Genomic DNA, 15,610 nt, shown 5'->3' on the forward strand with positions numbered 1-15,610 from the left:
AAAAGAAATTGCGGATGCATTGCTGGATCCCGCAAGTGACGTTCGGCTTGCCGCCATTGAAGCTTTGGGACAGATCGAAGACCCGGAAATTCAAAGAGCAATCGGTGCGCTGACTCAGGATCCAATTGAAGAAGTCCGGCAGGCGGTTAAGAGACGAAATCTACGGACAGTAAAATAATGATTTTCATCAAAATCTGGGAAACCATCGCAATTACCTATTTTCTGCTCTACAACAGCATCAATTTGTTTTTGATCGTAATCGCATGGATCAAGGTGCGGTTTTTTCTTCGTCTCAAATCCTTTATTCATTTTGATGAACTGTATCGTTCCCCGTCCACTCCGCCAATTTCAATCATCGTTCCTGCCTTCAACGAACAACATACAATCGTGGAGAATATCCGTGCCCTCTGCCGTCTCAAATATCCGCGGTACGAAATCGTGATTGTAAATGATGGCTCGAGTGACAAGACAATCGAAGAGCTCATCCGCGCATTCGGTTTCATCCGCAGAGACCTTGGATATCACGGAACGATTACCACCGCCCGTGTCCGGGGTTTTTATGAGACAATTTCACCCGAGGGAACAGTCGTTCAAAAAATCATTCTTGTAGACAAGGAGAATGGGGGAAAGGCGGACGCCTTGAATGCGGGGCTCAACGCTTCCACGACTCCCTATGTTTGTTGCATGGATGCCGATTCGATTATTGATGAGGAGGCCCTCCTGCAGGTGATGGAACCGCTGATGAAAAACCCGAAAGGTATCTTTGCCTGTGGCGGTCAGATTGGTCTTGCCAACGGCTGTACGATTGAAAACGGAAAAATAACAAAAATTGCACTTCCACGAAACTGGCTCGCGATGTTTCAGGTAGTAGAATATATGCGTTCCTTTACGGCCGGTCGAACTGCCTTGGCGGCTCTAAACTCTCTCCTCATTCTCTCCGGAGTTTTTGCCGTCTTTCAACGGGAAATGGTGATGGCAGTCGGAGGATTTATGACACGGCACCTGACTTCAAAAATTGCCGTGGAATATTGTCAGGGTAGGGAGACGGTATGCGAAGATATGGAGATCGTGGTTCGCTTGCACCGATATTTGATGGAAAAAAAGAATCCTGCGAGAATTTTATTTTTACCCTATCCCATCACTTGGTCGCAGGGGCCGGAGAACATCAGGGACTTTGGAAAACAACGAAATCGCTGGTATCGGGGCCTTGCTCAGGTACTTGCCTGCCACAAAAAAATGCTCTTTAATCCGCGATACAAACAGATCGGTTTTTTTGCCATGCCGTATCAGTTTCTCTTTGAATTTCTGGGTCCTCTTTTGGAAATAGCCGGATATATCTCTATTCCGGTTCTCTATTTTTTGGGTCTTCTCAAAATCAAAATTTTGGTTCTCTTTTTTGTCGTCTCAATTCTCTATGGAATGTTTCTCTCCATTTTTGCTGTTTTGATGGGACTCTGGACTGAAGGACGAATTGGAGGAACCAGTCGAAGTCAGACGCTTTTTCAATACCGTGGGGTAGGGAGTGCCTGCAAATTGATTCTTTTTGCGTGTTTATCGATGATCGGTTATCGTCAACTTCAACTTGCCTATCAGGTCGGGGGATTTTTTGGTTTCTTGCGGGGCGAACAGACATGGGGAAAATTTGAGCATGAAAAATTTTAAGAAGTCTTCAGTTAGTCGTATTGCGTATTGCGTCGTGCGTATTGCGTCGTGCGTATTGCGCACTACGCACTACGCACTACGCACAACACACGACGCACGACGAATAGTTTGCATAATTTTCTGTCTGTTGTCTTTTTCTGCCTATGCCGGGGAATATGATTCTGAAATTGTACGCCATCAACAGATGATCGCCAAGAATCCCGGCGATTTCGATGCGGCTTATCAATTAGGAAATTATCTGGCATGGGATGCCCGTTATGATGAGGCACTCGCTGTTTTTCAGGATATTCTGACCAAAGAACCCAAATATGAAGATGCCGCAATCGGTATGGCACGCGTCTTGGGATGGAAAGGGGATCAGTCTGGGGCGGCCTTGAAATACGAGGAAATTCTCGCAAAGAACCCCAAAAATTTTGAGGCGTATCAGGGGCTGGGAAATTTGGCTCTGTGGAACAGTGATTTTCAGAAAAGCATCGCCTACTTTGAGAAGGCCCTTGCCATTAATTCGAAAGATATTGTTTCCATCAAGGGAAGTGGACGTGCTTGGCTGGGCATGGGCGACCGTCGGCGTGCAGAAGAATTCTTCACGAAAGCACAGATGTTTGAACTCAAACACACTCCACTCACGACTGTCATCGGACTTGTCGGTGGTGTGTTTCTTTTATTTCTTCTTCTCTTTGAGATTGCAAGACGCTGGAAACGTCGTCTTAAAGAAAAATTTTTAAGGATGGAGCTCCAAATGATCCGGTATGCCATTTCCGTTTTTCATTTGAAGGCGGGGAAATATCCTCTGGCTCTTGAAAAATTAAGTGACGAAACACTTCTGAAAAACCTCCATCGCGGGGATCGCGGTTATTTCGTGGATCCCTTTGGAAAGCGGTATTGGTACAACCCCGACACTGGAGGGGTTCATAGTACAGGGAAAGGATATGAAGAGTGGTGATGAAAGCGGGAGAGTTTTTTATTTTGGGTTTCGATGGGAAAACGGTCCCCAATTCCCTGAAGGAACTTGCGTTGCGTTACGGCTTGGGGGGAGTTATCCACTTCGACCGCAATATTGAGTCTCCATCACAGCTGAAGAAACTCAATCACGCACTTCAGAATTTATCCCCGGACCAGCCGCTCCTTATTTCAGTGGATCAGGAGGGAGGGCGTTTTCAAAGACTGAAATCTCCCTTGTTTGGAAAGTATCCTCCAGCCTGCGATGTGAATTGCACAACGGCCCTTGAAGTGGGCCGTCAAATGGGGGCCGAACTTCACGATCTGGGATTTAATTTCGACAATGCACCGGTTCTGGATGTCAATATCAATCCAAATAATCCGATCATCGGAAAAAGATCATTTAGTTCCGACCCGCGAGTTGTGGCCCAAATTGGTCAATTATTTATTCAGGGACTACAGGAAAAAGGAATCATGGCTTGTGGAAAACATTTTCCGGGACATGGAGATACAGACACCGATTCCCATTTGACTCTGCCCGTGGTCAGGAAGAACCGCGAGGTGCTGGAGCAGTGCGAACTCTACCCGTTCAAAAAATTAATCCAAACCAAGTATTCAAGCGCTTCTGCACTAAAGTGCTTAATGACGGCCCATGTTGTTTACCCTGCGCTGGACCCGGATCTGCCGGCGACATTTTCAAAAAAAATCATGACGGACCTACTGCGGAAAGAATGGGGATACGAGGGATTGGTGATTACAGACGATCTTGGAATGGCTGGTTCCTTGAGCCGCGGTGATGTACCGTCAGCCTGCATTGAAGCTTTTGCCGCCGGTTGTGATCTGCTCCTCGTCTGCGAACATCTCGAGAGACATTTTGAAATTGTCGAAAAATTTGAAAAAGCCCTGACGCAAAGCAACTTCCTGAAAAAACGGATATTGGAAAGCACAGAACGCATTGAAAAATTCAAAAAAGGAGCGGGGAAGAAATAGGCTTGATTTTAAACAAAATCAGCCTATGATTGCCAATATAAGCATTGATACGCTTGTTTTTAGATATTTTATGGCTTACTGTGGTTTTAAAATATGACTTTTCATGGAAGAGACGGAGAACTTCGTTTGCTTCGGGAGCCGAACTTTCGGCCGCATGCCCAATTGATTGTGGTTTATGGACGGCGACGTGTGGGAAAGACGGCACTGATTGAAGAAGCCTATAAAAAAGAGGTTCTCTGGAAATTCGAGGGCATGGAAGCAGTCTCTGCAAAAATACAGATCAAACAATTCGTCGAACAGTTGAGTGAATATTCCGGAGATCGGAATTTAAGACAGAAACGGGTGGAGGATTGGAAAGAGGCTTTTTCCCTCCTCTTTGAAAAAATGAAAACAAAAAGGGTGGTGGTTTTTTTGGATGAGTTTCAATGGCTCGTACAGATGAAAACCCCGACGGTTTCTTTATTCAAGTATTTTTGGGATAATTTTTTTTCAAAGTGCAAAAACTGCCGTTTTGTTCTTTGCGGTTCTGTTTCCTCCTTCATCGTCAAAAAAATCATCAAATCAAAGGCTCTCTATGGGCGTGTGGATACGGAAATAAATCTGCAACCTTTGCAACTTAAAGAAATCCGGAACTTCCTGCCGCAAAGATCGGAGGCGGAGGTCCTTGAATTTGCCATGACTTTTGGCGGAATCCCCAAATATCTTTTGGAAATCAATCCCCGATTGTCCTATCTTCAAAATTTGAACGAATACGCTTTTTCTCAAAGCGGTTATTTTTTTCAGGAATTTCAGAGACTTTTCCTCAGTCATTTTGCAAAAAGTCCTCACTATGAAAAAGTAATTGTCTCTCTCGTAAACCAGACCCTGTCCACGGATCAGCTGGCCAAATGTTGTGGTGTTTCGCCCGGCGGCACCTTTTCACAGGTGCTGGAGGATCTGTCTCTGGCGGGTTTTATCCAAAGGGACCAGCCACTGGATTTGCCGGCCCGAAGCAAGGTGATCCGCTACCGATTGTTGGATGAATACCTGAATTTTTATTTTTCTTTTATTGCCCAAAACGGACAGGCCATCCAGAAGGGGCAATTTCAGTTTCATCAGCTGGAGCCCAAGAAACTGGCCCAGTGGCACGGATATGCTTTTGAACGTTTATGTCGTCGCCAGTCGCTTGAAATTGTCTCCTTTTTGCGTTTTTCCGGAATTGGTTTCAAATCGGGGTCATGGTTTCGGTCTTCGGGTAAAAATGGGGATGCGGCCCAGATTGATCTCCTCTTCCAGCGGCAGGACAAGGTTTTAATCCTCTGTGAAATTAAATATGTGCAAAGTCTTTCCGGTCAAAAAATAATTCGGAATCTGGAAAATAAAATCAGAGTACTGCAAAAATATTTTCCCACTTACGGGATACAAAAAGTTCTCCTGCTGGGGTCAAAAATTACGGTAGGCAAAGCGGTTCGACAGGCCTTTGATGAAATTCTTTTTGCTCCCGAGCTGTTTTTTTGAACGCTGTTGATTGAGATTTACAAAATATCATGCTTCTTTTGGATTGGCTCATTGTTGGTGCTTATTGCGTCATTGTTACCTGCGTCGGTCTTGCGTTTAAAAAAAAGGGGGAAGGCGGAGTGGATGATTATTTTCTCTCCGGCCGAAAACTCCCTTGGTGGCTGGCGGGTACCTCGCTGGTGGCTACTTCTTTTTCCGCCGATACTCCGCTCTTTGTTTCCGGACTCGTCAGGAAAAACGGAATTGCCGGCAATTGGCATTGGTGGTTTTTGATGCTGGCTTCGGTCGCCTCTCTTTTTTTCTTTGCACGACTTTGGCGGCGGGCACGTATTGTCTCCGATATGGAATTTTTGGAACTGCGTTATGGTCCGGGTGCCGGCGCGGTTCTCCGTGGAGTCAAAGCGCTTTTTGTCGGCGTGGTTTTTAATGTTTACGCACTCGGCGCCTGGCCTGTTTTAGGACTTAGTAAAGTAATGTCCACGGTTACCGACTGGTCAAAGATCTACACCGTTCTTTTTTGTTCCGGTCTTGCCCTTGTCTACACCGCATCAGCCGGACTCTGGGGCGTAGTGGTCAACGACTTCATTCATTTTGCGGTGGCGATGGCGGGTGCCTTCATGCTGGCCGGTTTTGCCATTCATGCTGTAGGCGGATTTCCCGGTTTCTGGGAAAAAATTCACAATCTTCCCGAGACGGCTTTTTTCCCTTCACACACACCGGAAGTTTTTTGGTCTTCGCCGCTTGTCTTTTTTTTCTCGCTCGTACTGATCCAATGGTGGGCGCGTGGTGTAGAAGGGGACGGTGTCGCCGTCCAAAAACTCTCCGCCTGTAAAAATGAAAAGGAATCTTTTTGTGCCATGCTCTGATTTAATATCGCTCACTATGCCCTGCGCCCTTGGCCATGGATTATTGTGGCCCTCGTTTCAATTCCGCTTCTTCCTCAAGTCATGAATACTTCCGGAATGGTTGACCATGAAATGGCTTATCCTAAAATGATTACCCTTCTGCTTCCTGCCGGGTGCAGGGGATTGATGATCGCCTCCTTTTTTGCCGCTTATATGTCGACGGTTGACAGTCTCCTTAACTGGGGTTCCTCTTATGTCATCAACGACATCTATCGCCGATTTATTCGGCGCAATGCCTCTCCCGCTCATTACGTATGGGCCGGGCGGATTGCCACGGTTGGTCTCATGGTCTGTGGAGCTTTCGTTGCCCTGACTACGACCTCGATTATTGGTGCTTTTTATAATATCCTCCTTCTTTTTGCCGGCGTTGGTCTGGTCGGCGTTGCGCGCTGGTTCTGGTGGAGAGTCAATCCATGGAGTGAAATCACCGCCATGCTGGCCTCGGGTATCTTCACCCTTTTGGCTCCCATGATTGCCCGTGCTATGAATTGGCCGGATGTCATGCCGGTGCATTTGGCTATCATCGTGGTGTGTTCCAATCTCCTGTGGGTTTTGGTGACTCTGATGACACCACCGGTGGCACCGGAACATCTGAAGATTTTTTTTGAACGCGTGCGTCCCGCGGGACCGGGGTGGAAAACTGTTTCAGAAGCCAGAAGCAAGAAACAAGAAACAAAAAAAGAATCGCCAGACTCAATGAAGATCAATTTTACAGGATGGGTTTTTGGAGTTTTGTTGATTGCGGGGACAACTATCGGAATTGGCAAAGGTCTTTTGGGATTTTGGAATCATGCGATAATTGCCACTCTTATTGCTATCGTAGGACTGTTGGGTGTGGTCGCAGTGATCAGGAAGATGAGGTGGAACTGATGGAGAAGCAGAGAGGCAGGGGGACAGAGAAGCAGAGAACAACAAAGATAAAGATGCCCGTTTTTTTTCTCTGCTTCTTGTTTCTCTGCCTCTCTGCTTCTATAGTTTATGCCCAATCAGTTTCTTCAAAAGAAATTTCCCTCTCCGACTGGGGGATTTCCAAGGTCTCCGATATCGGATTTGTTTCGGTGGGAGTCCTCCATGACAAGCCATCCAGTGGCACGCCACTCAGTGGCAAAGAGAAAGAAAAATTGGTGATCTATGATATCCGGCGCGAAAAACCAAAAATTCCTGAACCATCGGGTAAGAGAGGTCAAGTTCCCTCATTCAAAGAGCCGATGTTTCTTGTTTCCCATTTTGATCGTGGAAACACCAACCGACTGAACGGATATTTTAATGCTTTCTCCCGTCTCCCTTCCACAGCTTCGCTTGAGATAGGGATGACACCGGATAAAAATTCAGCCCTAAGTTTTTCCTATCAAAACAAAAGTCCCGGTTTTGCGGGATTTTGGATTCATCTCTTTAATTTTCGCGATCCTCCCACTGAAAGAATTTTTCTGGATTCGACCCCGTTCAAATATGTTGGATTCCGGATCCGTGGTTCAAAGGGAGGTGAGCCGGTTGTGCTTCAGCTGGCCGATCGAAAATGGGAAAAAAAAGAAGACTCTTTGCCCATCGGTGATGTGGGGTCTTTCCTGTCGGGCGGAAAAATCACTGCCGAATGGCAGGTTGCATGGGTTCCGCTGGAAAAATTTCCGGCCGGTATTGATCGGGAGGAATTGGCGAGTCTTGTTTTTCGCATCAAATCAAATCACTCCGGAAAAATTTTTTTGAAGGATCTTGTTTTTGCGAAGGAGAAGGGTGAAATTCCGGTTTCGGAACAGAAAGCAATTGCACAATCTTCGTTACAAAATGCCATGTGGCTTTGGGAGACAAAGAAACTCTATGGAAACGCGGTGGAACAAAATACTCTGGTAAATTTTTGCAAGGATCATGGCATCCGGCATCTCTTTATTCAAATTCCCTACGAGGCTTCTAAATCAGGAGAGACTTGGCAAATTCAATGGGACTTTGCGCCGATGAAGCAATTGGTAAGCCTACTCCATCAGGAGGGTATTGATGTCCACGCCCTCGACGGAGATCCTCACTATGCCCTTACAGAAAATCACGGACGTGTTTTGGCACTCATCCGGTCTGTCATTGAATACAACAAGAGTGCCGGGCCAAAGGCGCGAATTATCGGAGTGAGGTATGATAACGAACCTTATCTTTTGCCCAATTTCGGCGGTCTTCAAAAATCGGCGATTCTTCGACAGTATGTGAATCTTCTCGGCAAAGCCAAACTGGTGACGGCAGAGGGACAATTAGAGTTTGGGGTCGATATCCCTTTTTGGTTTGATGCCCGCAATGAATTCTACGAACCGGTTGCCTCATTGGGAGGGCGTTCGGTCATCGAACCGATTATTGATACGGTCGACAACATCGGAATCATGGATTACCGAACCGTTGCCTACGGCGCTGACGGGGTGATCGCCCATGATGGAGACGAACTGGCCTACGCGTCAAAAAAGGGCAAAAAAGTTTTCGTCGGTTTGGAAACTGTCTGGCTTCCGGATGAAACTCTTTATGAATTTCAAAAACAACCGGGAGGAAAATTAGCGGTTTCCATCGAGGATTTGGGAGGCGGGAAAATTCGTCTGAATTTAAATGCCGACAAAAAAGAATCGGCAACTCTTTTTCAAACGCGATCTGTCGAAGTGCCTTCATCAAAGATCACCTTTTTTGGAAAGACGAAAAGCGATCTTGCAAATGTCATGGACGGAGCCAAACGGGAACTTTCCGGGTATTCAGGGTTTTTTGGTTTTGCAATTCATTCCTATGAAAGCTATCGTCCATGGGCGGAGAAACAAAAATGAATACAGAATCAGTCGTGAGTCGTCAGTCGTCAGTCGTCAGTTTGTTGTTAATAGTTTGCTGTCTGGTTCTGTGGTCTTTCCCCGTTTTGTCGGCGGACCGCGAGGTCTTGATCGATCAGGCACGGCATTTGAGTTGGGACAAACACTATGACGAATCTATTGCCGTGTATGGGAAAATTTTAAAAGCAAATCCAAACGATGTTGAGGCATCCATCGGTTTGGCAACCGTTACGGCGTGGAATGGAGATTACACTAAAGCACAGAAAATTTATGAATCACTGTTGATAGCGAACCCACAAAATAAGGAGGTTCTTTTCGGTCTTGCGCGTGTTCTTTTTTGGCAGGGGGAAAATAAAGAAAGTTTGGAAATGTTGGACCGATTATTGGCGATGGATCCCACAAACGCAGACGCCATTGCGGAAAAACAAAAAATTCTTCAGGAAAAAACATTACAACAACCTTTCAAGCTAAGGACTTACTACCATTTTGAGGACATGAATTTTACCACCGACGCCAATGGAGCCGGTTTTCTCCTGAGTTATGATAAGTCGAAGGAGTGGGGGGTTCGTGGAGGTTTTGATTACATCAATAAATTTAATAATTCAGCTCCGGGATATCGGGTGGGGGGAACCTATTGGGCTACAAAAACAACGGTCATTTCGACAGACATACAGTTCGCACCCCGTCAGGTAGTGGTTCCTCAACAGGCCTATAACGTTGAAATAGGTCAAAATCTTTCCAAGACTTTAGTTGCTTCTCTTGGCTATCGCTTTGCCGATTATAGGGCCGCCAGTCTCCATCTCATAACGCCAAGCATTACTTGGTATTTACATCCACGATTGGATTGGATGGCCAAATATTTTTTTAGTGTCAGTCAGTTTAATGGTCGTGAAGAAATCGACAACTCAGCTATGACCCGCATCAACTGGAATGTTGTCAATCCGATCACCGTTTCAGCCGGTTACGCCAGAGACAATGAAAGTTTTGATTCTGGGGATCCCGTAAAGCCGGGGGCTTTTTCGGCGAATCATCTGTTTGGAATGTTACAATGGGAAGTCTACAAAAGATTTGGCATTGATTTTTTGTTTGATTATGAAAAACGGAACAACGGATTTATAATCAAAACCTATGAGGCTGGCCTCTCGTATCGTTGGTGAATGAAGTGACAGAAATAATCTGGTCGAGCCAGAACACTTCTTCCATAATAGAATCCTCTCTAAAAAAAGCGGTTTTGATGGTTATTTTTGAGCTTTCTATTTCCCCCCACATTAAATATAGGGGGACATCCTTATGGCGAAAAATGTGATCTTCGGGACGGATGGGGTTCGGGGGAGGGCTAATCGCACTCCCATGGATTCCGAGATGGCTCTTCAGCTGGGGCGCGCCGCGGCCCATGTCCTGAGAAATGGGGATCATCGCCACCGAATTGTTATCGGAAAAGATACGCGCCTTTCCGGTTATATGCTCGAAACAGCTTTGGCCAGCGGCATTACCTCTGCGGGTACCGATGTTTTGCTTGTGGGTCCACTGCCCACACCCGGCGTTGCCTTCATTGCCAAAAGCATGAGAGCCGATGCCGGAGTTGTTATCTCGGGTTCGCACAACGATTATCGTGATAATGGCATTAAATTTTTCGACCATAACGGTTTTAAACTTTCCGATGAGACCGAAGGCAAAATTGAAGCGGCGATTTTAAGCGGCAAAATGGAAGAGTCGAGGGTGAGCGCTGAAAAACTCGGAAAAGCTTTTCGTATTGATGATGCCTCCGGCCGTTACATCCAGTTTTTGAAAAATTGTTTCCCCCGCGAAAAATCTTTGGAGCATGTCAAAATCGTTGTCGATTGTGCCAATGGGGCCGCATATCATGTTGCTCCAAACGTTTTAGGAGAACTCGGAGCCACTGTTTATACCCTGTCCGATAAACCCGATGGAACCAATATCAACTTGAATTGCGGTTCTCTGCATCCTGAGAAAATGGCGCAAAAGGTGAAAGAGGTGGGAGCGGTTTGCGGTATTGCGCTGGATGGAGACGCGGATCGCGTGATCATGTGCGATGAAAAAGGTCATGTGCTCGACGGAGATGTTATTTTGGCGCTTTGCGCGTTGCACTGGAAGGAACAGGGTTTGCTCAAAAAAGAAACTCTTGTTGCCACGGTCATGAGCAATCTGGCTCTGGACCACACCATGGAAAAATACGGGATCAAAGTGATTCGCACTCAAGTGGGAGATCGCTACGTATTGGAGACAATGCTCAAAGAAGATTTGAATGTTGGGGGCGAACAATCGGGACATTTAATTTTTTTGGATCAAAATACCACCGGAGACGGTGTGTTGGGGGCACTGCAAGTTTTAACGATCATGCTCGAACAAAACAAACCTCTTTCCGAATTGCGAAAAATTCTGGAACCCTATCCTCAAGTTTTGCTCAACGTGAATGTACGCGAGAAAAAAGATTTTGTTCAGATTCCGGCTATTCAGAAAATGATTGATGATGCCAAAATGGTGATTGGTAATAAGGGAAGAGTTTTCGTCCGCTATTCCGGGACCGAAAATATCGCGCGTGTGATGGTGGAAGGGGAAGATGCAACAAAAATCAAAAGTTTGGCCGACAATATCCGGAATGCCATTCAAAACAATTTGGGAGTGCGAGGAGCGTAATAAATATGACAAGACTCGGTGTGAATATCGATCATGTTGCAACGCTTCGTCAAACCCGTAAAACGCGTTATCCAAATCCCATTGCCGCGGCCGCATTGGTTGAAAAGGCGAAGGCGGATCAGATTACCGTTCACCTTCGCGAAGACCGACGGCATATTCAAGACAGAGATGTAGAAGAACTGCGCCAAAAAATCGGCATTGCTCTGAATTTGGAAATGGCCGCCACGCAGGAAATGCTGAAGATTGCCTGCCGGATCAAACCCGATATTGTGACGCTGGTTCCCGAGCGCCGGCAGGAGCTCACCACCGAAGGGGGACTTGACGCGGAAAAACTGGAAGCCTCTCTGACTCCCGCCATTCAAAATATGAAACAGGAGGGAATAGAGGTGAGTCTTTTTATCGAACCCAATTTAAAACAGATCGAAACGGCTGTTCGATTGGGGGTGGATCGTGTTGAATTTCATACGGGCCGTTACAGCGGGCTGTCGGATAAAAAAGAATTTCAGAAAGAGTTGGCGCGCATCAAAGAGGCAACCCAATTTGCAGTCGAAGCCGGTTTATTTGTTGCGGCCGGACACGGATTGAATTACGACAATATCGAAGACATTGCTAGACAGATTCCCGAAATTGAGGAATACAACATAGGTCACAGCATCATCTCGCGAGCTGTTTTTGTGGGGTTGGAAAACGCGGTTCGGGAAATGAAAGAAATTTTGGAGGAAGTGAAAAAAAAATGATTTTAGGTATTGGTGTCGATCTGGTCGATGTTGCGCGCGTGGAAGCCATCATCTTTCGTTGGCAGGAGCGTTTTTTGCGGCGCATTTTTACCGCAGAAGAAATTCACTATTGCAACAACAAGAAAAATCCTGCGCAACGTTTTGCCACGCGTTTTGCGGGTAAAGAAGCTTTCATCAAGGCTCTTTATCCCAAGGGGCAATCGGGCATATCGATGCGCGACATTGAAATCGCCGAAAAAGACAAACGCCCCGTCGTGAATCTTTACGGAAAAATTGAAGAGCACGCCAAGGAGATGGGAGTCAAAAAAATCCATCTGATGCTTTCTCATGATGGAGATTACGGGATTGCCAATGTTATTCTGGAAGCCTAAAACTAAAAAAAGCAGTCAGCTGTCAGCTTTCAGCAATCAGCTTTTGGTTTTATTGAAGGAGTATAAATAAAGTAATTCACTTATTTTGTGATTTATTTAAAAAATAAAAATTTAATCATTTCACAAGCTGAAAGCTGATTGCTGATAGCTGACTGCTTTTTAACCTAAAAAAGTGCTTCTAGTTACATCCCAACAGAGTCAAGCCCTTGACCGGTTTAGTGAAGACGCAGGTGTTTCCATCCAAACCCTGATGCAAAAAGCCGGTGTCCAGATTGCCGCAACGCTGGAAAAAAATATAAACTCCAAAGCAGACCACCTCGTTTTTTTTGTCGGCAAGGGAAATAATGGCGGCGATGGGTTGGTGGCTGGTGACATTCTTTCCCAAAAAGGATTTCAAACAATTGTTGTCCGTAACGAAGAAGATTTAAAAAACCAAAAAGAAAAATTTAAAAAGGTATGCTGGATTGTGGATGGATTGCTGGGGACCGGCATCAAGGGTGAAGTGCGCGGGTGGATGCACGACGCGATTGAATGGATCAATCACTCCGGGAAGAAGGTTTTGTCGATTGATATTCCCTCGGGACTTTCGGCCGACAAAGGGATTCCTCTCGGTGTTGCGGTGAAAGCGGATAAAACGGTTTGTCTTGGATTTGTAAAATTGGGAGTTGTCCTTTATCCCGGTCTTGAATTTGCGGGAGAAGTGAGTTGTGTGGATATTGGTATTCCAAAAGACGCTGTGCGTTCTGCCGCTCTCAATTATCATTTGCTGGAACCTTCCGATTTCGAAAAAATTTTGAAACCGCGTCCCAAAAATTGCCACAAAAAAGATTTCGGACATGTGTTGGTCATCGCGGGCTCTCGGGGAATGCCCGGCGCCGGTTTTTTGTCCTCCCAAGCCTGTTTGCGGGTTGGTGCGGGTTTGGTGACCTATGCTTTGCCCTCCAAAGCTTTTGAAAAATTCGAATCTGATTTTTCCGAAGTGATGGTTCAGGAAATTCCTGATGAAGGAAAGGGTTTTTTTACCCTCAAGTCTGTCGAGACTGTTTTAAAGTTATGCGAAAAAAAAGACGCGGTTGTTTTAGGCCCGGGGCTTGGGCGCGCGCCCGAAACGGTTGAGTTTGTACAAAAAATCGTGAATCAAATTCCGTGTCCGCTAATTTTGGATGCCGACGGACTCTATGGTATTTCCACTCTCCCAAGCCTTTTAAAAAAACGGCCCGCTTCCACTGTCTTGACACCACATCCGGGTGAGATGGCAACGCTCTTGGGTTGGCAAACACAAGAGGTACAAAAAACCCGCATTGCGGTGACTCTGGATGCCGCAAAATTATGGCAGTGCAGTGTTCTTTTAAAAGGATTCCGCTCGTTGGTTGCACTCAAAAATGGAGATCTTTATGTGAACCCAACCGGAAATCCCGGTATGGCGACCGCTGGCATGGGGGATGTATTGTCCGGCGTTATCGGTGGTTTGGTCGCACAGGGGGCCGATGCGGAATTGGCAACGCTTGCAGGTGTTTATTTACATGGGTTTGCGGGCGATTTGGCCGTCAAAGAACAGGGAGAAAAAGGGTTGATTGCGTCCGATGTTTTGCGGTATCTACCCAAGGCGATACTAATAATGCAAAAATCAAAAATCAAATTGTAAAATGACAAATCAAAAATCAAAAATTTTTGAAACAAACTCTGTTGAAGAAACCAAAAAACTTGCAAAAAAGTTGGCGGTGGATTTAGCGCCCGGCTCCATTTTGGCATTGGTGGGTGATTTGGGAAGTGGGAAAACCAGTTTTGTTCAGGGGTTGGCGGAGGGACTAAACATTTCAGAAAAAATTCCTGTTTCCTCTCCAACATTTGTTTTGATCCACGAATATCCGGGCGGAAGACTTCCCTTGTATCATTTTGATTTTTATCGTTTGAAAAACAAAGAAGAAGCTTTTGGATTGGGGCTTGAAGAATATTTTGAGGGAGATGGTATCACCGTGGTGGAGTGGGCCGATCGTTTTAAGGAACTATTTCCCGAAACAACCCAGTGGGTGCATTTCAAAATTATCGGGGAAGAGAAAAGAGAAATTAGTTAAAATGCTTATCGTTCAAAAATTTGGTGGAACTTCTATTGCCAATCTGGAGCGCATTCGCAGTGCTGGTCAACGCGTGTTAAAAACGTGCGGGGAAGGGCATCAGGTTGTTGTTGTTCTTTCCGCACCGGCTGGTGAAACGGATTCTCTTTTGAAGTTGGCCGGAGAGTTTTCGGAACATCCCGATCCTCGTGAATGTGACAGTCTCGTTTCTTTGGGTGAGCAAAAAAGTATTGCTCTCCTTGCACTCTATTTGAAATCACAACAAATTCCGTGCATTTCACTGACTGCCTCGCAAATTCCGATCATTACCGATGTCGAACATGGCAAAGCCCGCATTTTGAATATCGGCGTCGAGAGAATCAAAAAAGAATTATCGCAAAATAAAATCGTCCTCATTGCAGGCTTTCAGGGAATTACCGAAGAGGGAGAAACAACAACTCTCGGCCGGGGCGGTTCCGACACTTCCGCTGTGGCGATTGCCGCCGCTTTGAAAGCCGATCTTTGCGAAATTTATACCGACGTGGATGGAATCTATACGGCGGATCCAAAAATAGTTCCCGATCCCAAACTACTCAAAAAAATTTCGTATGAAGAAATGTTGGAGATGGCCGATAGCGGGGCAAAAGTTTTGCAAACACGCTCTGTGGAGTTGGCGGCGCGCCACCGTGTTCCATTGGTCGTCCGATCTTCCTTTAATGACACTCAGGGCACGGAGGTTGTGGGCGAAGATGAATCGCTGGAGAAAATTCTCGTGGCGGGTATCACGTTGAACAAACAGGAATCCAAAATTGCGATTCGACATATTCCATCTGGAGAAGCTCCTTTCGGAGGAGGGGTTTTGGCGAAGTTTTTTTCCCCTCTGGCCGAAGCCGGTATCAATGTCGACATGCTTGTGGTAAACTTTGGCGGTGATTGGACATGTCTTTGGGCTTTTACAGTGGCTAAGGAAGATTTTCGAAAAACATTAAGGCTTGCTGAAACGGTGGCAAA

15 protein-coding genes are annotated in these 15,610 nt (G+C 46.0%); all 15 read left to right on the forward strand.

Features of this window, described 5'->3' with window-relative positions:
• A partial coding sequence (locus tag HY877_02485; GenBank protein ID MBI5299151.1) for a HEAT repeat domain-containing protein occupies positions 1-178 on the forward strand: 178 nt, incomplete at its 5' end.
• The gene (locus HY877_02490) at positions 178-1,662 is read left to right on the forward strand and encodes a glycosyltransferase family 2 protein (protein MBI5299152.1); all 1,485 of its coding nucleotides are present in this window, start codon (positions 178-180) and stop codon (positions 1,660-1,662) included. The genes HY877_02485 and HY877_02490, both read left to right, overlap by 1 nt.
• Complete coding sequence (locus tag HY877_02495; GenBank protein MBI5299153.1) at positions 1,649-2,605, forward strand: hypothetical protein; 957 nt, start codon at positions 1,649-1,651, stop codon at positions 2,603-2,605. Before HY877_02490 ends, HY877_02495 begins: the two co-directional genes overlap by 14 nt.
• Positions 2,605-3,591 carry a beta-N-acetylhexosaminidase gene (nagZ, locus tag HY877_02500; GenBank protein ID MBI5299154.1) on the forward strand — a complete coding sequence of 329 codons (987 nt, stop codon included), beginning with the start codon at positions 2,605-2,607 and terminating at the stop codon, positions 3,589-3,591. The genes HY877_02495 and nagZ overlap by 1 nt, the downstream gene beginning before the upstream one ends.
• 93 nt (positions 3,592-3,684) lie before the next feature.
• On the forward strand, positions 3,685-5,088 hold the full coding sequence (locus tag HY877_02505; GenBank protein ID MBI5299155.1) for an AAA family ATPase: 1,404 nt from the start codon (positions 3,685-3,687) through the stop codon (positions 5,086-5,088).
• Between the two features lie 29 nt (positions 5,089-5,117).
• The gene (locus HY877_02510) at positions 5,118-5,954 is read left to right on the forward strand and encodes a hypothetical protein (protein MBI5299156.1); all 837 of its coding nucleotides are present in this window, start codon (positions 5,118-5,120) and stop codon (positions 5,952-5,954) included.
• 45 nt (positions 5,955-5,999) lie between these two features.
• Positions 6,000-6,863, forward strand: a complete 864-nt coding sequence (locus HY877_02515) for a hypothetical protein (protein ID MBI5299157.1) — start codon at positions 6,000-6,002, stop codon at positions 6,861-6,863.
• A 53-nt stretch (positions 6,864-6,916) separates the two neighbouring features.
• Positions 6,917-8,779, forward strand: coding sequence for a hypothetical protein (locus HY877_02520; GenBank protein MBI5299158.1), 1,863 nt, complete (start codon positions 6,917-6,919; stop codon positions 8,777-8,779).
• The gene (locus tag HY877_02525; protein ID MBI5299159.1) at positions 8,776-9,936 is read left to right on the forward strand and encodes a tetratricopeptide repeat protein; all 1,161 of its coding nucleotides are present in this window, start codon (positions 8,776-8,778) and stop codon (positions 9,934-9,936) included. Before HY877_02520 ends, HY877_02525 begins: the two co-directional genes overlap by 4 nt.
• Positions 9,937-10,069: 133 nt before the next feature.
• Positions 10,070-11,437 (forward strand): phosphoglucosamine mutase, encoded by a 1,368-nt coding sequence (locus tag HY877_02530; GenBank protein ID MBI5299160.1) that lies wholly within the window; start codon positions 10,070-10,072, stop codon positions 11,435-11,437.
• Positions 11,438-11,442: 5 nt separating this feature from the next.
• Positions 11,443-12,174 carry a pyridoxine 5'-phosphate synthase gene (locus HY877_02535; GenBank protein MBI5299161.1) on the forward strand — a complete coding sequence of 244 codons (732 nt, stop codon included), beginning with the start codon at positions 11,443-11,445 and terminating at the stop codon, positions 12,172-12,174.
• Positions 12,171-12,545, forward strand: coding sequence for a holo-ACP synthase (gene acpS, locus HY877_02540; protein ID MBI5299162.1), 375 nt, complete (start codon positions 12,171-12,173; stop codon positions 12,543-12,545). Before HY877_02535 ends, acpS begins: the two co-directional genes overlap by 4 nt.
• Positions 12,546-12,717: 172 nt before the next feature.
• Positions 12,718-14,190 carry an NAD(P)H-hydrate dehydratase gene (locus tag HY877_02545; protein ID MBI5299163.1) on the forward strand — a complete coding sequence of 491 codons (1,473 nt, stop codon included), beginning with the start codon at positions 12,718-12,720 and terminating at the stop codon, positions 14,188-14,190.
• 1 nt (position 14,191) lies between these two features.
• Positions 14,192-14,620, forward strand: a complete 429-nt coding sequence (tsaE, locus tag HY877_02550) for a tRNA (adenosine(37)-N6)-threonylcarbamoyltransferase complex ATPase subunit type 1 TsaE (protein ID MBI5299164.1) — start codon at positions 14,192-14,194, stop codon at positions 14,618-14,620.
• Position 14,621: 1 nt separating this feature from the next.
• On the forward strand, positions 14,622-15,610 hold a 989-nt coding region (locus tag HY877_02555; GenBank protein ID MBI5299165.1), incomplete at its 3' end, for an aspartate kinase.

The organism is Deltaproteobacteria bacterium (genome assembly GCA_016213065.1).
In the GTDB taxonomy this organism is placed as follows: Bacteria; UBA10199; UBA10199; order SPLOWO2-01-44-7; family SPLOWO2-01-44-7; genus JACRBV01.